The organism is Pseudomonas sp. Ps21-P2 (genome assembly GCF_039672565.1).
Taxonomy (GTDB): Bacteria; Pseudomonadota; Gammaproteobacteria; order Pseudomonadales; family Pseudomonadaceae; genus Aquipseudomonas.
The window spans coordinates 96125-117451 of the sequence record NZ_JBDFPL010000003.1; the positions used below are offsets into that span (position 1 = coordinate 96125).

Consider the following 21327-nt stretch of genomic DNA (forward strand, 5'->3'; position numbering starts at 1 on the left):
AGGGGCGATTGTGCGTGATGTAAATCACTGGCGCCAGCGGCACACGCCCCGTCGGTCGGGGTAGCCCCGTGCGCAGGCCGCCGAACAAAAGGGGCCCGCTTTGCAGCGAGCCCTCGGTCAACGGCGTCGGAATATCAACCGATCGCCATCGGCTTCTTCACATTGCGGTGTGCGTTATCGCCCAGCAGCGGGTGAGGGCCGTGGGGGCCATACACCCCGACCGGTTCCGGAAAGGTGCGCAGCAAGGTGATGTACAGCAGCGCGGCCAGGCCAAGGGTGATCGGCAGGCTGATGTCGATGCCGCCCGCCAGATTGCCCAGTGGACCGACAAACTGCCCCGGCAAGTTGACGAAGCACAGGCCCACCGCCGCGCTCGGAAGCCACGCGCCCAGGCCGCGCCAGTTCCAGCCGTGTTCGAACCAGTAATGGCCACCGCTCTGACCCCGCGTAAACACTTGCAGGTCCGCCGGGTGATAGAAGCCACGGCGAACGATCAGGCCGAGCACCATGATGACGATCCACGGCGAGGTGCAGGTGACGATCAGCACCGCGAAGGTCGAGACGCTTTGCACCAGATTGAATGCGAAACGGCCGATGAAGATGAAGGCGATGGCCGCGATGCCGATCAGAATCGTTGCCTGAGCACGATTGAGCAGGCGCGGAAACATGCTCGACATGTCCAGCCCGGTGCCATAGAGCGACGTCGTGCCGGTCGACATCCCGCCGATGATCGCGATCAGGCACACCGGCAGAAAGAACCAGCTGGGCGAGACTGCCAGCAGGCCGCCGACGTAGTTGTTGTCGGTGATGTACTGCGGCGCCTGGGTGGCCACGATGGTCGCGGTGCACAGGCCGAACAGAAACGGAATCAGCGTGCAGATCTGTGCCAGAAACACTGACGCCATGATGCGTTTTTTCGATGTCTGGCGTGGGATGTAGCGCGACCAGTCACCGAGAAATGCGCCGAACGACACCGGATTGCTCATCGCCAGAAGCGCCGCTCCGATGAATGCCGCCCAGAAGCCCTCGCTGCCACGATTGACCGTGCCGGCGAAGCCCGCATCGAAGCTGCCACTAAACGCAAAGAGGCCGAGCAGGAACAACAGGCTTGAAGCGAACACCGCGATCTTGTTGACCCACAGCATGAAGCGGAAACCGTAGATGCACACCACCAACACCAGCACGGCGAAAACGCCGTAGGCCAGCGCCAGAGTGAAGTCGTTTTCCGGCAGGCCGACCATGCGTTTGGCGCCGCCGATCAACGCATCGCCCGAGCTCCAGACCGACAGCGAGAAGAACGCCACCGCCGTGAGCAGCGACAGAAACGAGCCGACAATGCGCCCGTGAACGCCAAAGTGCGCGCCGGAAGAAACCGCATTGTTGGTGCCGTTGAGGGCGCCAAACAGACCCATTGGTGCAAGGATGATCGACCCGAGCACCACGCCCAGCAGGATTGACCAGACGCCGGCCTGGAACGACAGGCCGAACAGCACCGGAAAGCTGCCCAACACTGCCGTGGCGAAGGTGTTGGCGCCGCCGAAGGTCAGACGAAACAGGTCGAGGGGCGCAGCGTCGCGCTGATGGTCAGGGATCTGTTCGACCCCGAAGGTTTCGATCGTGGTGGTGGGGTGAGCCATGGGATGTTCCTGCGCGCTGTCGTGTTGTTATAAGGCAGGCGCACAAGCGCTGGCCCGTTATCGCGACCGGTGAACCCGATCGTGGCATTGGCAGTGGTCGGCATTGCGACCATGAAGCAGGTCAAGCAGTGCGTTGTGCGGGCGGCAGCCTCTCAGGGCCACTCGCCATTTGATGGCACGTCCGGGCTAGCCCGTTTTCACCGACAGGTGTTCGTGGCAGGCCAGCCAGCGGGCGCCATAGTGCCGAAAGACAATGGTTTCGCGCTCGCTGAAATGGCTTTCTTCATCGCCGAAGCGGACGTGGGTGTCCACGTCGTGCATGAAAATCGCCACATCACCCTGGACGCTGATGTGCGCGTTGCGCGATCGGCAACCAAGCACCGCAAAGCCGTCTGCCTGCCAGCCCGCCCACACATCGCGGTAAGCGGCGCGGGACAGCAGGGGGGCGGGGAGGGTGTGAAAGAGGAAGGTGGCGTCTTCGGCGAATGCGGCGAAGTAGGCCTCGGTGTCGTTGCGGGCGAACGCGTCGATCAGCGCTTGTGCGGCGTGTTGAACGGCGTCGTGGCGGGTGTCGGTGGAGGTCATGGCCGGCTCGTTTTTGTGATTCTGGCGATGGGGCCCGACTGTAAGCAGCTCTCACGGGGCGTCACATCGGCGCCGGTAAAAACTTAGTTCAGAAAATTGAGAAGTAATGGTGAGCGGCAAGCCTTAAGCGACAAGCGACAAGCGACAAGCGACAAGCGACAAGCTGCAAGTGGTGAGCAGCGGTGCGCAGTCAGTTTCCCGAGGATTTCATCAGGCCGCTTTTGACGGGCTGACGAACACGGCCGCCGGAAGGATCGAAGCAGGCGCTTTCATAGCGAGGGGCGACGCACGTCGAGGGCAGGCCAGGGGGCGGCGGGCGAATGCTTTGCAGCCGGTCGGCAATTTCACGCTCGTTGGTGATGATCAACTTTCTGCGCCGGCTGACCTGCAAAATCTCGGTAGCGTTCTTGTTCAGGCGATAGGGGAAGTCGGTCTCCTCCCATTCGCTGGAAAGTCGAGACGGAGGCGGGCGCAGAGCTGTGGATTCGCCCACGTAGGTCGGGCAAGGGCTTTGGGCGAAACTGATCGCGCCGTTGCCGGCGACGCACTTGAATACGTCGGCGTGCGTCACGTCGCACAACAGCAACGTGATGACCGCTGCGGACAATGCTGGAAATCGGATCATCGAAACCTCCCTGGATGGCGCAAGGCTACCATCCGGAAGGTGCAGTTGTCAGTGACCCTGATCGGGATCAGTGGGTTTCGTGGGCGGCTTTCTGGACTTTCGCCAACGCCAGGGCCGCGAACATGTCAGCGTCGCCCTGCAACACCTTCAGGTGATCTTCGACATGATCGGCGCTCGAGCGCGGCGCTTCGGAGTCAACCAGTCGGGTCACTTCGCACAACGCATTCGCCGTGATCCACAGGCTCTGGCGCAATTGGCTGATGATTTTCACCATGCTTTCCGAGCTGTCGAGATCGGCTTCACTCTCCGACTCCTCATGGGTCTGCATCGTCGAAAACGAGGGCAATTCAACGCGGGCCGAGGCCTCTACTCCCGTGACGACGCGGGTAATGTCCACGCCGGCGGCGGCGATCTTGAACAGATAATCCGCCCTGGGCAGTCGCTGCCCGCTTTCGTAATGCCCCTGAGCGTTGGCTTCCACGCCACCGATGGCGCCCAGTGCGCTTTGTGTCAATTTCAGACGTTTTCTTTCTTGGCGCAAACGTTTACCGATGCCATTCATCACCTTCTCCTGCGAATTCGCACCCTGCGTGTGTCTCTCGCGGGTGCGCAATGGGGGCCGGAATACGGACTGTTTTTTTGTGTGTAGCGCTAGTCGTGTACGGGAATTGAATTCATTCACACAGTACGACGGGTAGACCTTAGCTGCTCAGACACCCAAATGGCGATTTTTCCGACGCTTTGCGTGGAAAAATCAACGCGGGACGATTCTAGTTAGTCCGGTGGGTGGGGTCACGTGGTCGTTTGCTGGGTGGGGTGGCTCGGGGCAAGAGCAGACACATCACTGGTCTACCAGTCGATGCAGGAACTGGGGGGGGGGGGGGAGCTTGCTCGCGAAGAGAAGTTTTGGCCGGAGAAGATCTGGCGGTCGACATGCCGTCTTCGTGAGCAAGCTCACTCCCACATAGACGAAATTTGTCGAGAGACACAAACAAAAATCCCCGCACGCCATAAGCGCTGCGGGGATCTTTTTAATGTGGCGGTGAAGGAGAGATTCGAATAAACCTACCCTTTGAGCCTGAAAGCTCCGTACTACAAGGCTTACAGTGCGCATAGTAGTACAATTGAGTAGTACAATCCCCTTCATTGACCACCCTACGACGGACTCCTATGCCAGATAATTTGATTCAAAAGAAAGGTGAGTCCAACTGGTACTGCCGCCTTGCTGTGCCCGCTGATGTGCAGGGAAAGCTAGGTTGCAAAGTGCTCGTGAAGTCGCTGGAGACTGGATCGCGAAAGGTGGCGATGGATCGTAAGCACGCGATTGTAGGCGCGTGGAAGGCTAGGATTGCGGCAGCCAGAGCAGGGCGCCCCCTCCCCGAAGGCTGGCAGGATGATGTGCTGTTAACTCAGAGCATTATCACTGAGATGTTCCAAGGTCAAAAGAGAGCGCTGATCGGTGAAGCTGCACCAAAGCTTCCTGAGATTGATCCTGCGGTACAAGCCAGAATGATGGGAAATCCTAGATTCGTTGCCGCGTTTGAGTCTTTCGTCCGTGAACATCTTGAGAGGGGGTTAACAGGAAAGATTGAGCTGATGGACAAACTCAGTAAGGGTATTACTGGGCTAATTCCGTCGCAGCTCACCCGGGCATACGACCTTCCGTTGGATAAGCAGGCCGAAGTAAGAGGTGTGTTGGCGAGTCCCGCCAGTTACAAGTCTTCCTCGCCTATCACACCCAAGCGCTTGGACGCTTACAGGACATTCAGAGAGAGCCGGGGAGGGGCGCAGAAGCACGTTGACCAGCAAGTGACCCGAATGACTCGCTTATCAGATTTTCTTAAGGAAAAGTCGTTGCCGCTTGAGTTCGATAGCATCGACGCTTGGCTGCTATCAATGGATCGAGCCCCCGCGACGCTCAATCAGCATCTAATGGCTGGAACCTCATTTTGGGATTGGGCCATGAAATACGACGCTGGCTGGCGTGTGGATTTCAAAGACAAAGCAAACCCTTTTAAAGGTCATGACTTGCCACAGGGCGGCGGCAAGAAAACCTCCGGTGCAGAGCGGCAAATTTACACACCGGCGGAGGCTCACAAGCTCCACACGGCTGCAAACCTAGCCGGAAATGCTCCACTCGCTGATTTGATCTTGTTGGGATGGTATTCGGGTGGTCGCGTCGAGGAGCTTTGCCAGCTCAAGACTACGGATGTAATCACGGTCGAGGGAGTCCAGTGTTTTAACTTCCCGCGCTCAAAGTCTAAAGCCTCTGAACGACTGGTCCCAGTCCATCCGAGCCTTCTCCCGGTTGTAGAGCGTCTGTGCAAAGCGTCCGTCGATGGATTCTTGATCCCAAGCGACAGTAAGGACAAGTACGGCAAGCGGTCTCACAATCTTTCCAAAGAGTTTGGCAAGCTCAGGACGAAAGCAGGCTTTGGTCCGCTGCACGTGTTCCACGGGTTTCGGCATGGCGTTGTCACTGCGCTGTTGCGTGGAGATGTGCCGGAGGCCATCGTTCAAGAACTAGTAGGCCATGAAAGTAAGTCCGTGACGCACGGCGTTTACAGTAAGGGCGCCAGCACAGCTCAGAAACTAGCAGCGATAGAAAAGTTAGCTCTGCTTCCGAAACAATAATCAAGCGGTATAAGAGACAAAAGCAACGACATATGCGACATGGGGCTATGCAAAGAGGCAAAAGGATGGTATAATAGGTAAACAAAGACAAAGAACATTTCCGATTCTGTATCTCATACGCGACATCATCTGCAACAACCTACACTTTCCCAAATTCAAACATCTGAACCAATCTCGTCTCCTTCGAGTAGTTGCGTTTGGGCGTGATAGGTCAAGGCAATTACGGTGCCTTCAGCAACCTCTAGCAGTGGGTTGGGCCGCTACTGTCAGAACAGCCCTTCACTGTTCGTAGCATGACCCGTGCTAAAAGCCTCGATCCTCTGGGCAGGGTATAAATCCTTGGTGGTGTTGGCCTCGACACTCCATTCAGCCGAACTCTCGGGTTCGGCTTTTTTATGCGTTTCATCCTTAATCTTGCAAACAAACGATCATGCAACCACCTACCCAGAAGGAGGTAATCCCTTGCCTGCGAAACGAAGCCTCATCAGATACAGACCTTGTGCCGTATGCGGCAAGCCTGTAGCTACACAGCGCACAACTTCAACTCCAACATGTGGAGTGAAGTGCTACACGAATCTTTACCGCCAGCGTATCAAACAACAAACTCAAATAGAGTAGGAATTACCAGCATGCTGAAAATACCCTGTCCACGCTGCGTCATATGTAGGCGAAGCTTCCCAGAGAGGCGCCGGCTGACAACTTGTAGCCTAGACTGTGACCGTGCATTACTGCGAAAAAAGGCAAACCCACACATATAAGTTACTGCCTAACCCAACCCCACCATAAAAAGAGGAACTTCTATGGAGCTAAAAACCTATGAGCAATTACTTTATCGTGAATCGCCCCAGCAACCTTGTTGTCGGAGTCATTGCTACCAGCTACACGCCAGTTGATACACCGCTAAAAATTTTTGTCCTTGCCAACGAACAATCCCTTGCGTTCTACGATAAGCATCTAAGTAGGGACCACGAAACCCTATTAGACATCGGCGAGTTGATGAAGAAGTCGGCACACATCACCGATCAAGTGCCGAAAGGCAATACTGGGAATGCCAAACCCGCATCCCAGCGTACAAGAGCGGAGCAGTCCGTCTCGGTGCAAGACCGAGAAGAATACATCCTAACTTGGATTCGCAACCACCCTGACGCCGATGAGTATGACTTACATGATGCAATTCCGATGGGCATTGTAGCTGCTCGTGCATACCTCAAGCTGTACGGCTTCTGATGGCCTTACAGGGCATCAGAACATGCAAGTAAGGGCGTAGTGTCACTTGCAGCTTTTGCACGCCTACACGCGACGTAATACGGAGCTTAAAAGTCTCAATTTCGCAATATCACAGCCTACCTTTAGGCAATTACCCTTTTTAGGAGAACTATCATGGAAAGCCAGAACACCCCGCTGCAAAATGTATTTTCGCAGAGCACTTTTGATCGTATGTGCGATCAAGCGAGAATTTTCTACGAAGCAACAATCGAGAAACCACAACACTTGAACGCCAAGGGCGCCATTGTCGAATTCATGATTGAAGGCTGCCAATCGGCAGCAGAAAAATATCACGAACTTCGGTCCGAAGGATACACACCTCTACCAGTGGAATCACCGCTGGAAAGCTTCCACCTTGTGGGCACTGCTGGCGGAGTGGTACTGATTCAGATTCATGTGATTAAGCCAGCGGAGCAACAAGCGGCTGAACTAAACGATATCTTCGCTGGTATGAAAGTGCAGTACCTCAAAGACCTTGAAACCGCTCAGGCGCAAGAGATTGAGAGGCAAGTCGAGATTGCCCTTGCCGCTGCTGCTCGAAAGGAGCAAGAGAAACAACTCGCTGCACAAAAGGCACTTGCAGATAAGGTTCGAGCTGAAATGCAGGAAAGCAGAGACAAGCTTCGTGCCACTTTGATTCAGAAAGGTAAGTTGAATGAAAACGGCGAGGCTGCTTAATGGATAACCTCGAACTCATTCTAAGGCGCCGCTGGGCGCCTGAAACACTGCCGGTTGAAGTGCCGGTGCAAAAGTCGCAGACAACATGGACACTAGTGATGAAAGCCAGCGAGCATGGCGAGGACTATGTACTCACTGCATGCAACGAGCACAACAAAGCAAATAGTCGCTTTCCATTCCAGTCGTTCATCCTTCCGGCAAATTTGCCGGGAGTTGGGAGGAAAGGTGATTGGGTAATCAAGCGGGAGTCAAATCAATGAACTATCAACAAATCATGCAACAACCGGACTACGAGTCCGCTGCCCGTACATACGTTTCGGAAAAGTTCGGAACCCCTGTCGCTCAGACATTCCCGATCTTTTCCAGCATCGTGCTTCGTGGCATTTTCGCTGGTAAGCCTGAGTCAATGGTTCTGGCTGAAATTCTTGCTGGATTCTCGCTGAAGCCACTTTAAAGGCCGTGGCAACGCCACTGCTGTTATCTTTGATAATGGTGCCATGACGCTGTAACCCTTGCTACATAAGGCTTTCAAGCCATTTACACGTTACAAATGTATGCCCGGCATACAACATCATCTTACTCGAACAGGAGAACATTCCATGGCTTCGCCATACGAATTCACATCACAAGGGGCGGCGATGTCAGCCGCCATGACATTGATCGGATCAACACGTAAACGCTACATCGTTAGAGAAGTGACCAATGTCCACTGCCTTCGCCGTTGGGTAGTTGCACATCCTGACGGTAATCCCGCTATTCCCTTCGAGAGGTTCGCAGCATGAAAGTTTGCACATGCAAGAAGTGTGGTCATGTCTACGCATCAAAGCGTATCCGCCCATTCTGTAGTAGTTCATGCCGTCAGGCATTCATGACCATCTATCCCATTCCCGCTATCCTGATTGGAGCAATAAATGAAACAAGCAACACCAGTTACAACCAAGGCTAAGAAGCCAAAAAAGAAGCGCTACAGCCGTAGATGTACCAAATGCTCCAAAGTGTTCACCACTCCCACCGCCACTAAGAAGTATTGTTCCGTGCAATGCTCTCGTAAAACTGCCAACAGCAAACGCCCTAAAGTTGACCGTATCGAAAAGGCTCGCCACTCAGCGCCGTTCTATCGCCTTGTGTTGGAATGTAAACGTGCAGGAACTCTGGAAGTGCTCAAGGGCCACACAGCCCAATCGCTACTCGAAGTGATCCAGCTTCAAACTCTGGCCTTCAAGTGCAACCAATACGGAACGGTGCGCCTGTTCGAGCTTTCCCACATCGCTCCTGTAGAAGGTCAACGCCACATCGGAATGTACTACGCCGATAACTTGGTGCTTAGTCCCAAGAAGCCAAACAAGGCCCACGGGACAAACTACTTCGGCTGGGGGCGCCGCATCGCCCGTTCAGACTGTCACCCTCGTCATGCCGTGCATGAGAACGAACGCGATAGCGATGTGCTGGAGCGTCTAATTGACTACCTTGGCAAACCGCTGGTTGATGAAGTGGTAAAGCGGGGCAAGATCAGACCTACACGCCACAACGAGCTTCTACGCTGGCTACGTGAGTTCCTGAACCCATCTGACCCGGTGCATGCCCGTCACTTGAAGCAGTTGGACGCGATGACGCCAGTCGAATTAGGTGTTCTGCAATCACAGCTCAAAGGCAAGGAAGCTAAGGGATGGTCACCAAAGACGGTGAAGTATTCACCTGTAGCCGTACTGGTTATGGAGCTAGAGCGTCACGCCCAATATCGTCCAGAGTTGTCGCAAGTGCTCGAAGACCTGCCTTACCTCCAGTACCTACGCCTTCGTTCGACAGATGAAGTGGCAGACAAGGACTTCGAACAAGCCTTGTTCGATCTACTCCACGGCAAGGCCGTAGACGATGTGCAACACGTCATTGATGCCTACGTGCAACGCAACACTAAGGTTATGGATTATGACAGTCCTGATCCAGTGCTCGGTACTGTGTACGAAAGGCCAGCTCGTAAAGAACGTATTCCAGCATACAAGCCGATTCGTTTCCCTGTGCTACTCGCCAGAATCGAATCACCAGCGTTCTCAGTGTCGTTTGCTGAAACGCTGGACGGCCAACAAGCTGACATCGTTCCTGTCTTGTTCAACATCGAGCCCGACACAAGCTATGACCCTGTTCCATGGTAACGACGATCAAGCCCCTGCCAGCAATGGTGGGGGCTTCTTGTTAGCCCGAAGAAAGCAGCAAGGTCACTGCTATACTCTTTGAGTAGGGCGCCCACCAGCTATAAACACGCTACAAGCCCTATTCCCTGTGGCTTCCAGCCAATTTCTATCGCTACAAAACGTTACAAACGATAGCGGCGCTATCGAGCTATCTGCTTAACGCAGTGTAGGGCCTCTAATAATAACTATGTCATCGCTAAACAGGCGAGATAGTTATTATGTAGAAAGCTGGCATAGTTATTATGCTCCTGCATTATCTTAAAACGCATTTATCTGTCTTGCACATTCCTCGAATCGGTTGTAAGTTTAGGTCTCCCACAACGACCTGATGCTAATTTTCGTAGCTCAGTACCACACAAGGAAACGTCTAATGCTGCATGTGATGCTGTCCCTAGATTATGTAAATGGCGAAGATACACGCGGTGATTTCTATAAGGATATTGCAGCCAAGAATTGGATCAAGCGGGATAAAGTTGATACTGTCTGGACGCTTCGCTTCGATAACTACACTCAAGCAGAATCGGATAAAGTAGTAAATTATATCTCGTCAACTCTTCTAGCTGCTACAAAAGAATATAAACCTGATGCGATTACCTATGTAGCTCAGATTGGTAACGCAAGAGCAGTATCGGGCGGGATAGTCAAGAAATCCGGTGTCTATTCGTCATACACGGGGAGCTAATCGTTGAGGTAATTTAGCTGACCTTGGTAGGCTGGGTTTACAGCGTCAGATTTTATACGCTGTAAACCTCCTATTAATACTGTGCAGACCTATAGGCGTTAACCCCTGTGCATATCCAAAACACTATGTAGGTCTGCCCATGGCTGTTGGTCTCCACCAGTAGCGGCCTTGCATTCCGGTGCATGGTTAAAAGGTGTCTCGCAGTCTTCCAGCGCCTGACTTTGCATACAGGATATGCAAACCATTCTCCCGGCAACAATCGCCCACCGGGCATTCCAAGCTTCGATTTGCTGTTCAGCGTCCATACTTTCCTCCTGAATTTAACTCAGCATAAACCCTCAGAAACTATCGTAGAACGCTCAAAACGATGCACTCGAATGAGGTTTTCACGCATGCTCGAAAGTTGTAGCACGTGGTTAACGTGCCTCTAGCCTAGCAACGGCGGGGCCTGTGCTATCAAACTGCTAAGCTGGACGCTTTCAAAGGAGTTTATTAGCAACAAGCTAACGATCAAAAAGCGCTTCCAGAATCAAAAATCGACACAATCTCGACATCCCAACGACCGTTAGGGAACTATCGTTCTATCTTAGTGACAAATCGCCACTACCTGATCAGAGCGCGTCCCAATGTCGGAATCTCAGGCACTCAAGCTGTTGGCATCATTGCCCCATGGCGGCGCTACCAAGGTGCACCCGCTGGACTTCTCTGCGCTGTTGTATCTGAGGGATCAGGGCCACGTCACTGTCGCATTAGTAGACGGATGTATCGTTGCCGAGCGAATTGCCGATGCCGCACAGTCAAGGCGGGGACATTCACACCTATCGTTTAGGTCTACTCATATGGTAGTGCGATAACCGTATGTCGGGCGCTATCATAAAGGGTTAGGTGATACCTATATGATCGTATTATCATTGGCCTATCGAAATAGACGCCAAAGGATAGTCGCCATGAACGCCCACCTCTACCTCCGAGCCAGCACCAAGGACCAAGACGCGAACCGTGCCAAGGTGGCTCTTGAAGCGTTTGCGGTTGAGAAAGGCTTGGGTGTAGTTGGCGTGTATGCCGAGAACATCAGCGGCACCAAGCTTCAGCGGCCCGAACTTATGCGCCTGCTGGAGACCGCCGAGTCAGGCGAAATCCTTCTCTGCGAGAGCGTGGATCGTTTGTCGAGGCTGTCACAGGACGATTGGGAAGTGCTGAAGACTACGATCAAGGCGAAGGGCTTGCGTCTGGTTATCGCTGACCTGCCCACCAGCCATATGCTGGTGCAAGACAAAGGCATCACCGGGCAGATTATGGAAGTGATCAACAACATGCTGTTGGACTTGATGGCAACCATGGCACGGCTGGACCAAGAAAAGCGTGTTGAGCGGATCAAGCAAGGTATCGAGAACAAGAAGGCTGCCGATCCCGAGTGGAAGCCGACAGGTAAGACGAAGAACATTGACCTCTGGAAGAAGGTGTATTCGCTTGTAGCTAAGCACCCGGACATGACCGCCGATGACGTGGCCAAGCTTGCTGAATGTGGCGTAGCTACGGTGTACAGGATCAAACGTGAAGCCAAGACCGCTCAGGATCAAGCCTAAGCATCACTGCAACAGACGACACCCGAGGAGGTGCAACGTATGAACGCTCACCATCTGGCCCTACAGGGCCTCCTGGCGGCATCGCTCTTTAACAACTGAGAGACTTATTAGTGGGTCCGTTTGGAGCTTTGCCACGAGGCCGGTTCGGCTTGTGTTTGATAGCTTTGCGGATGTCTCCAAGGGCCCACGTTATTTTTTCTGGCTGCACAGTCAATCGCCTTTCACATGCGATCTGCTCGCGGCGGGGGATTGGTATTCCCAGAAGACTTTTACTGATGCTTTCGCGCTTCGATCTCCATGTGAATGGTTTGGAAAATCAGGAGGCCGTACTCCATCAGATTTCTGAAGAACCCAAGCATCGGATCATGAAATGTCGCTAATGACTTGGTTTTCTCTGGGTCCGTAGGGTATTCGAGCAAGTCAACTATCTTGCCGTGGCCGTGGGGTATGAAGAACGAGTTCACGAACCCCATTACGCTTTTCATGTCCATATCCGGCAACTCTTGATGCACTCTGCCTGCTAGGGTTCCAGCATCGTCGTAGTATCCGCCATTGTGGACAATGTAGTGCCTTAGTTTTTCGACCAGAACGAGTATCACCCTGTAATTTGCCCCCGTCGGGTTTTCGGATTCGAAATGCTCGAAATGCTTCGACGCTCTTCGAAACTCTCTAAGCTGTGCGTACGGCTTCCGGTCCTTCCTTGTCGGGAGTTGATGGTAGCGCTGGATGTCGTGCGAACCCTCGTGTTTCCAGTCAACTGGACGCTTCCATATGCCGATCCCAGCAAGGCCGCAATACGCGTAGGCTCTTTCGACGAAGTCTTCAAAGGCTTCGTACGCCTCTACCAAAAGCCACTGATACGTCTTCAGTTTCTGAAGCAGATTCAGTTCTAAGCGATCCTCCAGCGATAACGCCGGTGCGTTGTGCGTGAGGTCTTCGCCGGTTGATGGGCACCTGAAATGGAATGGATGTTCCATCCCGTACTGAAACTCAAGCGCCCACTCTGGTAGCTGGTCGTGGAATTCCTGAATTGCCTTGTGATGCTCTGCGTATATCTTGTTCGCTTGTGACTTGTGCTGATTGAGTTGCGACAACTTAGACGCAAGTCTATCAAGCTCTTCCCTTATGTAGTCTATGGCCATCTCGTCATATCCGTCCTTATTCAGGGAAGAGGAAGTTACCACTGCGCGGTCGGAGTCAGCTGCGACGTACATGTATTATCAAATCCCTTCATTCTCAGCCATTATCGTTGCGTCGTCTGCTAGCAGATGGTCAAAATGATAGTTCATTGAATTACTTATCTTCTTGTCAGGCCTTACATTCTGCCAGTCAAATCTAGCGATCTGATCAATGAGTGGTGGAGCCTCAAACGACTCATCGAATAACAATGACTCAGTTATCACGGTACTTACTAGCCCAAAAGGGTACAAAAAATCACTAATGGTGGCGGTGCCCACAAGCTCACCGTTCATCTCCGTCATCTGTGGTACGCCATTTTTCCTGTGGCCTGTCACCTGATACTTCTTAGCTAATCGGTCGATTTTCACGTTGAGTATGTGGAGATGAGTGGCACGGTTTTCGTATTTCTCCCCACGGAATACATCAGTTGCTGCAATCACCCTCTCCATATCTGAGCAAAGCACTTTGATAAAGTCTTCATCCACCTTTAGGGCTCCACGCTTAGCGCCGGGGAAAATCATCTTATGAAGTTTTCTTGGGTATGCTACTTGAGCTTTATTCCCATCTATGAATTCAAGGTTGTTTACGTGGGTTTCAAGGTACTTCTGAAACTCATCCACATGTTTGTAATAATTCGTTAAATGATTGTTAGATTGGGTAAGTTCTAGCTGGATGTTACTAAGCTTTATTTGAGACTGGGTCAGCTCCATCTGAGCCTTGGACTGAACTGAACGATGATTGGCAGCGAATAGCGCGATCAGCGGAATGGATACTGCCAGAAGCCCTAAAGGAAACTTAAATATTTCAATTGCATTATTCCAACCCTCGCTTGAGGGGTTGAATTTCAAGTTCGGAGTGAATACCAAGATAGTAAGTGTAATTAGTAACGCAGAGACAAGGATTGTGATAATAACGTACGCCACAGATTTTAACTTTAAAAAAGTAACGTGGGGGTCAAAGTCCAGCCATTTCATTGATTCATCTCGTTATGATGCCGAAGGTATTATACAGGTTGAGTAGATGTATCGCGAGTTCTACCGGTTTTTCAACTCGCGAAATATCAAGGTTTCAAGGAGGCTGAGTCGTAGAACCGCATCCTCCGCAGTACAAAGCAAGTACCACTTCAGCCGGATGCTAACGAATTCACTTTTGCACCGGGGACGAAAAGTGCAGCTTCTATGCCGGAAATAAAAGCGTCCAAGGAATCAGATACAGACCTAACAGTTGTGTATATTTCATCAAAGTCAAGTTGAGAGACTATTCGGTGAGTTTCTGCCTCTCTTTTCCGGTAAGGTTTGTTTGCCAGCGCATAGATTTTCTTTATCTGGTTAGTGGGATGTGGGACCTCATTTTCAATGGTCGGGCTCGAAGGGTCCACTCCGACCTCGGCTATTATTCGGGGTAGGCTTAAGGAAGGGTCGACTCGTTGGAAGTGTGTAGATTCGGCAAGAAACCAAGCTTCGACCTCAGCAACAGCTAGGAAAATTTGAATGGTTTGTCCCGGGAAGTTGAGGCCCTCAGCCAGACCTGCCTCGTATCTTGCTTTATCACCGATTCCTTTAGGGAATAAATCTTGAAGGCCCATAATTACGCTAAAGTCTTTTGCTGCTAGCATTTCCCGGCGCTCGATAATTGAGCTTTTAACGGAGCCATCACCGCCGCAATTAACCAACATAACCAGCACATCTGCAACATCTTCTGGAGCGCCTTCACTTCTGAGCCTAGAGTAAGCGCCGCCTCGGTGTATCCATAGCTCCACACGAGCCACTCCATAGCCAGCAATTTCCAAAATTAATTTGTTGACAAAGTGCAGTTCAGTTTGGCCTTCTACAAATATAGCTACTTTCCTCATTGCGCACTATCCTTTACATAATGCTCCCCTGAGAAGAAATCAAAGTTGCTTAAGCCGGAATACTCAAAATCTATAAAGGTCTCACGTGAATTTGTATGGTCAATCGACTGAACGACGGAGCCCTTACGCTTTAATACAGACCAGTATTCCAAAGATACATAGTTCATCACGTACCGATCGTTGGAGGACATGATTAACTGAATTTTATGCTCCAGCGCTTGGTTCATAAGTAGCTGTATCAGTTTTCTAGAGCGTTCATGATCAAGTCCCTCGCCTATGTCATCAATCAAGATAAGTGGACTGTCACCCAGTTTGGGTTCTCTGCCGACCATTGTGCTTCTTGTCCAAAATATGTTGGCAGTGAATTGCACGATGATAGCTAACGCTCGATACATGCCCTGGGACAGTGAGTCCTGAGTAACATAGCAGTTCACACTTCTTTCCTTCACGGCTAAAGCCATAGGCGAACTGCCATTGACGATAACTGTGGCTATAGGCACGAGCATTATGTCATCAACTTCGTATCCAATATCTTGCATTGCGTTGACCACAGCGTCTCGGTAGTCCGACTTAAATCTAGCGTTGGTATTAGCGAACACATGTCCGACATTGTCGACCATTGAACTCACATCTAACATCGCCGATGGGTCTGGTGGGGTAATGGCCGAGCCACTGAATGTCGTTTTACCAAAATCCGAGCCGAATCTATAAAGGCACGCGGTTTTAGCCCACCTTTTCAAGTGATCAAATTGGGGATGCTGATATGCGTCGCTCCTGACTACCGCCATGAGTTGATTGACGTCGACCTTGTACTGAACTTTATTATCCGTGTTGCGACGTATAACATAACCGTCTCCAGTTTCGTCCCTTCGCATCACAGCTACATTTTTAACCCTAAAGAACTCGTTAACAATTATACCGTTCGCAATCGAGACATTATATGACTGTTTCTCTTGGCTTTCCCCTTTAGGTCTCGTGAACCCTGCGTCCCAAGTCCCACTATTGAAGCCACCCATTCGTCCTGCTAGTATTCCCGCAAGTGCCGAAATAACATTTAAGACCCGAGTTTTCCCGCTTGAATTTTTGCCAACGAGCAACGTGATATGCCCGAAGCTCATTTTCTGCAAAGACCAGTATGTGGGCTTCCCTTCGTTCTCGTGATACGCCAACGATTTTAAAAACACTGCGTCACCTCCCTGTCTTAAGAATTTCTATCTTGGCACAAGATGTGTGGGATTCGCCATCGCCACCACGGAGCCAATTCAGTAGTAAGACAACGCAGCCTTTAGCGCGGTAATGCGGGATTGGGTGTGGTCGGAGCAGGGCGCGCTGGGGAGTCTGGGCGGGCGGATGCGTTAGGAGGAGGGATGAGGCATTAGGACGGGGATGATGGAGAGCGGTTAGTAGTACAATTGAGTGGTACAACCCAGAATGCAAAACGCCCGTAACTCGTTGAAGTTACAGGCGTTTTTTAATGTGGCGGTGAAGGAGAGATTCGAACTCTCGATACAATTTCTTGTATACACACTTTCCAGGCGTGCTCCTTAAGCCACTCGGACACTTCACCGTATCTCTTCAGACGTTCAGTCTGTCGAGGCGCGCTAATGTAGTCGAAAGCTTTGGCGAAGGCAAAACTTTTTTTCAGAATTTTCATGCGGTTAAGCAAAAAGCGCGAAGCCCCTTGTGCTCATAAAGGTCCGGGGCTTTGCGTTGAAGGCGAGAGCGCCGGGATCAGGCGCCGAAGCCGCCGTCGATAGTCAGGCTGGCGCCGGTGACGTAGCCCGCTTCGGGGCCGGCGAGGTAGGCGACCATGGCGGCGATTTCTTCGGACTTGCCGTAGCGAGGGACCGCCATCAGGCCCATCAGTGTTTCGGCGAAGTCGCTGTCCGCCGGGTTCATGTCGGTGTCGACCGGGCCGGGCTGGACGTTGTTGATGGTGATGCCGCGCGGGCCGAGGTCCCGGGCCAGGCCTTTGGTCAGGCCGACCAGCGCCGATTTGCTCATGGCGTAGACGCCGCCACCGGCGAAGGGCATGCGGTCGGCGTTGGTGCTGCCGATGTTGATGATGCGACCGCCTTCTTTCATGTGCCGCGCCGCCTCCTGACTGGCGATGAACACGCTGCGTACGTTGATGGCCAGGGTTCGGTCGAAATCTTCGAGGGTGAATTCGTCGAGCGGCGCAATGGCCAGCACACCGGCGTTGTTGACGAGGATGTCGAGGCCGCCGAACGTTCCAACGGTCTTGGCGACGGCGCTGCGGATGTCTTCGGCGTTGGCGCTGTCGGCCTTGATGGCCAGGGCTTTGCCGCCGGCTGCGGTGATGCTGTCTTGCAGTTCTTGCGCTTTGGCTTCCGAACTGACGAAGGTGAAGGCCACTGCTGCGCCTTGTTCGACCAGCCGTTTGACGATCGCAGCGCCGATGCCGCGTGAGCCGCCTTGGACCAGTGCTGTTTTGCCGATCAAATTGGTGGGATGCGTCATGTCGATCTCCGGTGAATGTGAGGAGTGGGTGGATGGGCACGAGTATCTGCCGACGATTACCCGCGCGGTAGCCGGTAATCAAGATAGTCTGTGTAAACCGGAAGTTGTGAGTGAGTGCGATGGAGAACTTCAACAGCATCGAATGCTTCGTGCGCAGTGCCGAGGTCGGCAGCTTTGCCGAGGCGGCGCGCCGCCTGAGCCTGACGCCTGCCGCCGTTGGCAAGAGCGTCGCCAAACTTGAGGCGAAGCTGGGCGTGAGACTGTTCCAGCGCAGCACGCGCAAGTTGACGCTCACAGAAGCGGGCCAGCGGTTTCTCGGCGAAGTCAGCGCCAGTCTCAACACCATCCAGAACGCTGTCGCCAACCTGGCCAGCGCCGAGGGCAGTCCCGCCGGCACGTTGAAAGTTAGCGTCGGCACCATGTTCGGCTGCCTGTATGTGGTGCCGCTGCTGGCCGATTTTCTGCAGCGCTACCCGGCTATCACCCCCGACTGGCATTTCGATAACCGGCAAGTGGATTTGATCGGGCAGGGCTTCGACGCCGCCATCGGCGGTGGCTTCGATCTGCCCCAGGGCGTTGTCGCGCGCAACCTGGCGCCCGCTCACCGCGTGCTGGTGGCGTCGCCGGAATGGGTGGACGCCCACGAAGGCATCGCGCACCCGGACGATTTGCACGACTGTGACGGCATTCTGATCCGTTCGCCGCAAACCGGGCGGATTCGGTCCTGGCCGTTGAGCCATCGCAGTCATGAGCAAAGCCCGTTGCGCATGAAGGTGCGCATGACCCTGAGTGATTCCGAGGCTGCCTGCCGCGCGGCGAGTCAGGGTTTGGGCGTCGCGCTGGTGAGCATGCCGTTTGCCCTGCCGTACCTGCGCAGCGGTACGCTGCAACGGGTGCTCCCGGAGTGGTATGTCGAGGACGGCAACATTTCCATCTATTACAGTGGGCACAAGCTACTGCCGGGCAAGACCCGTGCATTCGTCGACTTCATCATCGAGCAGTTCGCCGAACAGCAATGGGCGCAGCATTTCAGTGCCCTTTAATATGCGAACAGTAGCTGCTGACGCAGCCCCGTAGGAGTGCGGTCACAGTGAATTCAGCGTCAAACAATCAGCAAGGCGGGGTACGCCCCTCCAGTCATGAAAGGAGGAGCAGTGGACATCCATCACAAAGCCGCGCTGGTCCTCATCGACATGCAGCAGGGCATCAACCACCCCAAGCTGGGGCGGCGCAACAACCATGACGCCGAGCAGCGGATGCTGGAACTGCTAAGCGCCTGGCGCGACAGCGGGCGCACAGTGATTCATGTGCGGCATTTCTCCCGCTCACCGGACTCGGTGTTCTGGCCGCAGCAATCAGGTGTCGAGTTTCAACCGGCGTTTATGCCGTGGGACGACGAAGGCGAGCTGCACAAACAGGTGCCCGATGCGTTCTGCCATTCGGCACTTGAGGGTTGGTTGCGTGCGGACGGAATCAATCAGGTGGTGATCGTCGGCGTGGTGACCAACAATTCCGTGGAGTCGACCGCGCGCACCGGCGGCAACCTCGGTTTCGAGGTCATCGTGCCCCATGACGCCTGCTTCACCTTCGACGGCGCGGACTTCTTCGGTCAGCCACGCACTGCCGGGGACATCCACGCCATGTCGCTGGCCAACCTGCACGGTGAGTACGCGCAGGTGGTGGCGACCGAGGCTATTTTGCGCGCCTGCGCACCGTGACCGTGTTCAGAGACGGAAGCGCGCCATCTGCGCCCCAAGGTGTTCGGCCTGTTCCGACAGCTTCAGGCAATCTTCCCGACAGGCTTTGACATCGCTGACCGTTGATTGCGCCAGGTCGGCAATGCCTTGCACGTTGCGGTTGATCTCTTCCGTCACGGTGCTCTGTTCCTCGGTGGCGGCGGCGACCTGCTGGTTGCGATCGGTGAGTTCTTCGACATGGCCGGCAATCGCATCCAGCGAATTACCGGTGCGACGGCTGGCTTCGACGCCGGTGCCGGTCGCGGCTTGTCCGGCGCGCATCGAGGTGACAGCCTGGTCGGCGCCGCTCTTGAGCTCGCCCATCATTTGCTGGATCTCCGAGGTAGCGCTCTGGGTACGGCCGGCGAGGGTGCGAACTTCATCGGCGACCACGGCGAAGCCCCGGCCCATCTCGCCGGCACGGGCCGCTTCAATGGCCGCGTTCAGCGCCAGCAGGTTGGTCTGCTCGGAGATGCTGCGAATGACACTGAGCACCTGATCGATGGTGGAAATCTGCGTCGCCAGGGTTTCCACCGCGCCAGCCGCCGTGCCGACGCCGTCGGACATGCTCTGAATATGCCCGAGGGATTCACCCACCACCTTTTTCGCGGACATCGCTTCCTGATGGGTACTACGCGAGACGTCGGCAGCGGCGCCCGCATTTCGCGCGATTTCCTGCACGGTCAGGCCCATTTCATGAACAGCGGTGGCGACCATGTCAGTCATCTGCTGTTGCTGCATCGCACGGGTGGACGTGCTGTCGACCACGCGGGTGACGTCCACCACGCTGTGGCGCAATTGCTCGCTGGTCCTGAGCGCATCGCCGATCAGCAAACGCAGGCTTTCGATGAATCGATTGAAGCCACGGGCCAGATCGCCCAGCTCGTTCGCACGGCTCTCATCCAGACGTCGGGTCAAGTCGCCCTGACCGCCGCCGATGTCCACCAGCGCCGTCGTCACCTGCTGGATCGGACGGACAATGCCGCGGGCAATCCAGGCGACAAAGCCGAGGAAGCACAACACCACCGCCAGACTGATCGCCGAAATGGTCCTCAACGCATCCTTGGCCGGGCCATAGACTTCGGCCAGTGGCACCTCGCTCACCAGCGTCCACCCCAGCGAGGCGACGGGTTTGGCGACCGCCACGTAGGCCTCGCCATTGCGTTCGAATTCCAGCGCCTGACCGTTTCCGTTACCTGCCAGCAGGTTGCGCGCTGCAGCGTCGCCCACCAATTGGGTGAGGGATTGGCGATCGTTCAGCTCGGCGTTCGGGTGGACCTTGACCTGTCCGTCCTGGCTGACCAGATACACCTGGCCGTGCTCGCCGAAGTGGAAGTCACGGACCATCTGCGACAGCGCGCTCATGCTGAAACCCAGTCCGGCCACGCCGACCACGGTGCCGTTGTGCTCGATGCGCTGATTAATGAACAGCGTCGGCACCTTGGTCGTGGCATCAATATCGATCTCCAGCGAGCGCTGCTTGTTGCTGTCGAGAAACCCGTAGAACCAGCCGTTCTCCGCCGGGCCGCGCTGGAGGGTGCGATCGGCGCCTTTGTTGGTGATGTAGTGGCCGCTGTCCTTGGCGACGATGAAGGTCGTCAGCGCGTTGTGCTGTTGCTGCACCTTCGCCAGATAACGAATGAATGCAGGCTGTTGGGCGGCATCCTCGCCGTTGGCGAGCCATTCGGAGACCAGCGTGTTGTCACCGATGTCGCTGGCTGCCGTCAGAGGCGCCGCCAGTAACCGTTCGAGATCGTTGCGGATCGCGTCGACGCTGGCTGGCATCGCCTGCTGCAACAGGTAGCGGTCGGTCAGTTTGTTCAGCGCGAAGGCGTAGATGGCGATCACGATCAGGCTGCTGATCACCAACGCGGCCCCCATGCTCAATGTCAGCTGCCACTGAATACTCTTTCGCCAGACAGGCATAGAAAACTCCGCAAAACCAAAGCGCACAACCAGAACGGAACAGTGCTGATGGCTTGCCATGAGCAATTACCGGGCCACGGAGCTGATCAAGTGGTCAACTTGCCCCGGGCGGCTGGCCTTGCGCCACTTGGGGCCTGAATGTGAGGGCGTTGCGGATGATTATGAAAAGACTGCGCGGCGGGTTGTGTACAAAAAGTGAGTCTTTTTGGAACAAATTCCTGGCCGGTGCGCAGAAAAGTGGCGGTCCCTCGTCATTGGGTGAGGCCTGCGC

At 54.3% G+C, this 21327-nt stretch carries 20 protein-coding genes and 1 tRNA gene; 10 read left to right on the top strand and 11 right to left on the bottom strand.

The window, feature by feature from the left end:
- Positions 1–134 precede the first annotated feature (134 nt).
- From ABEH28_RS08070 to ABEH28_RS08085, 4 genes are all read right to left on the bottom strand, one after another.
- Positions 135–1637 carry a cytosine permease gene (locus ABEH28_RS08070; protein WP_346629602.1) on the bottom strand — a complete coding sequence of 501 codons (1503 nt, stop codon included), beginning with the start codon at positions 1635–1637 and terminating at the stop codon, positions 135–137.
- Between the two features lie 186 nt (positions 1638–1823).
- Positions 1824–2222, bottom strand: a complete 399-nt coding sequence (locus ABEH28_RS08075) for a nuclear transport factor 2 family protein (protein ID WP_346629603.1) — start codon at positions 2220–2222, stop codon at positions 1824–1826.
- Positions 2223–2412: 190 nt separating this feature from the next.
- Positions 2413–2847: a DUF4124 domain-containing protein gene (locus ABEH28_RS08080; protein WP_346629604.1), complete on the bottom strand. Its 435-nt coding sequence runs from the start codon at positions 2845–2847 to the stop codon at positions 2413–2415.
- Positions 2848–2914: 67 nt separating this feature from the next.
- Entirely contained in the window at positions 2915–3409 is a 495-nt protein-coding gene (locus tag ABEH28_RS08085; RefSeq protein ID WP_192175023.1) for a helix-turn-helix transcriptional regulator, read from the bottom strand.
- A 608-nt stretch (positions 3410–4017) separates the two neighbouring features.
- On the opposite strand from ABEH28_RS08085, the gene ABEH28_RS08090 reads away from it, so the two are divergent.
- The 8 genes from ABEH28_RS08090 (at position 4018) to ABEH28_RS08125 (ending at position 11882) form a co-directional block, all read left to right on the top strand.
- Complete coding sequence (locus tag ABEH28_RS08090; RefSeq protein ID WP_346629605.1) at positions 4018–5481, top strand: site-specific integrase; 1464 nt, start codon at positions 4018–4020, stop codon at positions 5479–5481.
- 816 nt (positions 5482–6297) lie between these two features.
- Entirely contained in the window at positions 6298–6708 is a 411-nt protein-coding gene (locus ABEH28_RS08095; protein WP_346629606.1) for a hypothetical protein, read from the top strand.
- Positions 6709–6861: 153 nt separating this feature from the next.
- Positions 6862–7425, top strand: coding sequence for a hypothetical protein (locus ABEH28_RS08100; protein ID WP_346629607.1), 564 nt, complete (start codon positions 6862–6864; stop codon positions 7423–7425).
- Complete coding sequence (locus ABEH28_RS08105) at positions 7425–7685, top strand: hypothetical protein (RefSeq protein ID WP_346629608.1); 261 nt, start codon at positions 7425–7427, stop codon at positions 7683–7685. Before ABEH28_RS08100 ends, ABEH28_RS08105 begins: the two co-directional genes overlap by 1 nt.
- Positions 7682–7879, top strand: coding sequence for a hypothetical protein (locus ABEH28_RS08110; RefSeq protein WP_346629609.1), 198 nt, complete (start codon positions 7682–7684; stop codon positions 7877–7879). Before ABEH28_RS08105 ends, ABEH28_RS08110 begins: the two co-directional genes overlap by 4 nt.
- 457 nt (positions 7880–8336) lie before the next feature.
- Positions 8337–9575, top strand: a complete 1239-nt coding sequence (locus tag ABEH28_RS08115) for a hypothetical protein (RefSeq protein ID WP_346629610.1) — start codon at positions 8337–8339, stop codon at positions 9573–9575.
- A 409-nt stretch (positions 9576–9984) separates the two neighbouring features.
- Positions 9985–10296 carry a hypothetical protein gene (locus tag ABEH28_RS08120; protein WP_346629611.1) on the top strand — a complete coding sequence of 104 codons (312 nt, stop codon included), beginning with the start codon at positions 9985–9987 and terminating at the stop codon, positions 10294–10296.
- A gap of 947 nt (positions 10297–11243) precedes the next feature.
- Complete coding sequence (locus ABEH28_RS08125) at positions 11244–11882, top strand: recombinase family protein (RefSeq protein WP_346629612.1); 639 nt, start codon at positions 11244–11246, stop codon at positions 11880–11882.
- A gap of 269 nt (positions 11883–12151) precedes the next feature.
- On the opposite strand, the gene ABEH28_RS08130 is transcribed toward ABEH28_RS08125, so the two are convergent.
- From ABEH28_RS08130 to ABEH28_RS08155, 6 genes are all read right to left on the bottom strand, one after another.
- Entirely contained in the window at positions 12152–13096 is a 945-nt protein-coding gene (locus tag ABEH28_RS08130) for a hypothetical protein (RefSeq protein WP_346629613.1), read from the bottom strand.
- Between the two features lie 6 nt (positions 13097–13102).
- Complete coding sequence (locus ABEH28_RS08135; protein ID WP_346629614.1) at positions 13103–14035, bottom strand: hypothetical protein; 933 nt, start codon at positions 14033–14035, stop codon at positions 13103–13105.
- Positions 14036–14184: 149 nt separating this feature from the next.
- Positions 14185–14913, bottom strand: coding sequence for a hypothetical protein (locus tag ABEH28_RS08140; protein ID WP_346629615.1), 729 nt, complete (start codon positions 14911–14913; stop codon positions 14185–14187).
- A complete protein-coding gene (locus ABEH28_RS08145) occupies positions 14910–16097 on the bottom strand; it encodes a hypothetical protein (protein WP_346629616.1) in 1188 nt (395 codons plus the stop codon). The genes ABEH28_RS08140 and ABEH28_RS08145 overlap by 4 nt, the downstream gene beginning before the upstream one ends.
- Positions 16098–16390: 293 nt before the next feature.
- Positions 16391–16480: transfer RNA gene (locus ABEH28_RS08150), tRNA-Ser, on the bottom strand.
- A 164-nt stretch (positions 16481–16644) separates the two neighbouring features.
- The gene (locus ABEH28_RS08155) at positions 16645–17394 is read right to left on the bottom strand and encodes a 3-oxoacyl-ACP reductase family protein (protein WP_346628291.1); all 750 of its coding nucleotides are present in this window, start codon (positions 17392–17394) and stop codon (positions 16645–16647) included.
- A gap of 119 nt (positions 17395–17513) precedes the next feature.
- Here ABEH28_RS08155 and ABEH28_RS08160 point away from each other — a divergent pair, with 119 nt between their 5' ends.
- Together ABEH28_RS08160 and ABEH28_RS08165 are read left to right on the top strand one after the other, a co-directional pair.
- Positions 17514–18437, top strand: coding sequence for a LysR family transcriptional regulator (locus tag ABEH28_RS08160; protein ID WP_346629927.1), 924 nt, complete (start codon positions 17514–17516; stop codon positions 18435–18437).
- 111 nt (positions 18438–18548) lie between these two features.
- Positions 18549–19112: a cysteine hydrolase family protein gene (locus ABEH28_RS08165; protein ID WP_346629617.1), complete on the top strand. Its 564-nt coding sequence runs from the start codon at positions 18549–18551 to the stop codon at positions 19110–19112.
- 6 nt (positions 19113–19118) lie between these two features.
- On the opposite strand, the gene ABEH28_RS08170 is transcribed toward ABEH28_RS08165, so the two are convergent.
- Positions 19119–21056: a methyl-accepting chemotaxis protein gene (locus ABEH28_RS08170; RefSeq protein ID WP_346629618.1), complete on the bottom strand. Its 1938-nt coding sequence runs from the start codon at positions 21054–21056 to the stop codon at positions 19119–19121.
- Positions 21057–21327: the final 271 nt, after the last annotated feature.

Coding starts and splice junctions, on each gene's coding strand:
- ABEH28_RS08070 (WP_346629602.1), bottom strand. CDS start 1,637: ATGGCTCACCCCACCACCACGATCGAAACCTTCGGGGTCGAACAGATC.
- ABEH28_RS08075 (WP_346629603.1), bottom strand. CDS start 2,222: ATGACCTCCACCGACACCCGCCACGACGCCGTTCAACACGCCGCACAA.
- ABEH28_RS08080 (WP_346629604.1), bottom strand. CDS start 2,847: ATGATCCGATTTCCAGCATTGTCCGCAGCGGTCATCACGTTGCTGTTG.
- ABEH28_RS08085 (WP_192175023.1), bottom strand. CDS start 3,409: ATGAATGGCATCGGTAAACGTTTGCGCCAAGAAAGAAAACGTCTGAAA.
- ABEH28_RS08090 (WP_346629605.1), top strand. CDS start 4,018: ATGCCAGATAATTTGATTCAAAAGAAAGGTGAGTCCAACTGGTACTGC.
- ABEH28_RS08095 (WP_346629606.1), top strand. CDS start 6,298: ATGAGCAATTACTTTATCGTGAATCGCCCCAGCAACCTTGTTGTCGGA.
- ABEH28_RS08100 (WP_346629607.1), top strand. CDS start 6,862: ATGGAAAGCCAGAACACCCCGCTGCAAAATGTATTTTCGCAGAGCACT.
- ABEH28_RS08105 (WP_346629608.1), top strand. CDS start 7,425: ATGGATAACCTCGAACTCATTCTAAGGCGCCGCTGGGCGCCTGAAACA.
- ABEH28_RS08110 (WP_346629609.1), top strand. CDS start 7,682: ATGAACTATCAACAAATCATGCAACAACCGGACTACGAGTCCGCTGCC.
- ABEH28_RS08115 (WP_346629610.1), top strand. CDS start 8,337: ATGAAACAAGCAACACCAGTTACAACCAAGGCTAAGAAGCCAAAAAAG.
- ABEH28_RS08120 (WP_346629611.1), top strand. CDS start 9,985: ATGCTGCATGTGATGCTGTCCCTAGATTATGTAAATGGCGAAGATACA.
- ABEH28_RS08125 (WP_346629612.1), top strand. CDS start 11,244: ATGAACGCCCACCTCTACCTCCGAGCCAGCACCAAGGACCAAGACGCG.
- ABEH28_RS08130 (WP_346629613.1), bottom strand. CDS start 13,096: ATGTACGTCGCAGCTGACTCCGACCGCGCAGTGGTAACTTCCTCTTCC.
- ABEH28_RS08135 (WP_346629614.1), bottom strand. CDS start 14,035: ATGAAATGGCTGGACTTTGACCCCCACGTTACTTTTTTAAAGTTAAAA.
- ABEH28_RS08140 (WP_346629615.1), bottom strand. CDS start 14,913: ATGAGGAAAGTAGCTATATTTGTAGAAGGCCAAACTGAACTGCACTTT.
- ABEH28_RS08155 (WP_346628291.1), bottom strand. CDS start 17,394: ATGACGCATCCCACCAATTTGATCGGCAAAACAGCACTGGTCCAAGGC.
- ABEH28_RS08160 (WP_346629927.1), top strand. CDS start 17,514: ATGGAGAACTTCAACAGCATCGAATGCTTCGTGCGCAGTGCCGAGGTC.
- ABEH28_RS08170 (WP_346629618.1), bottom strand. CDS start 21,056: ATGCCTGTCTGGCGAAAGAGTATTCAGTGGCAGCTGACATTGAGCATG.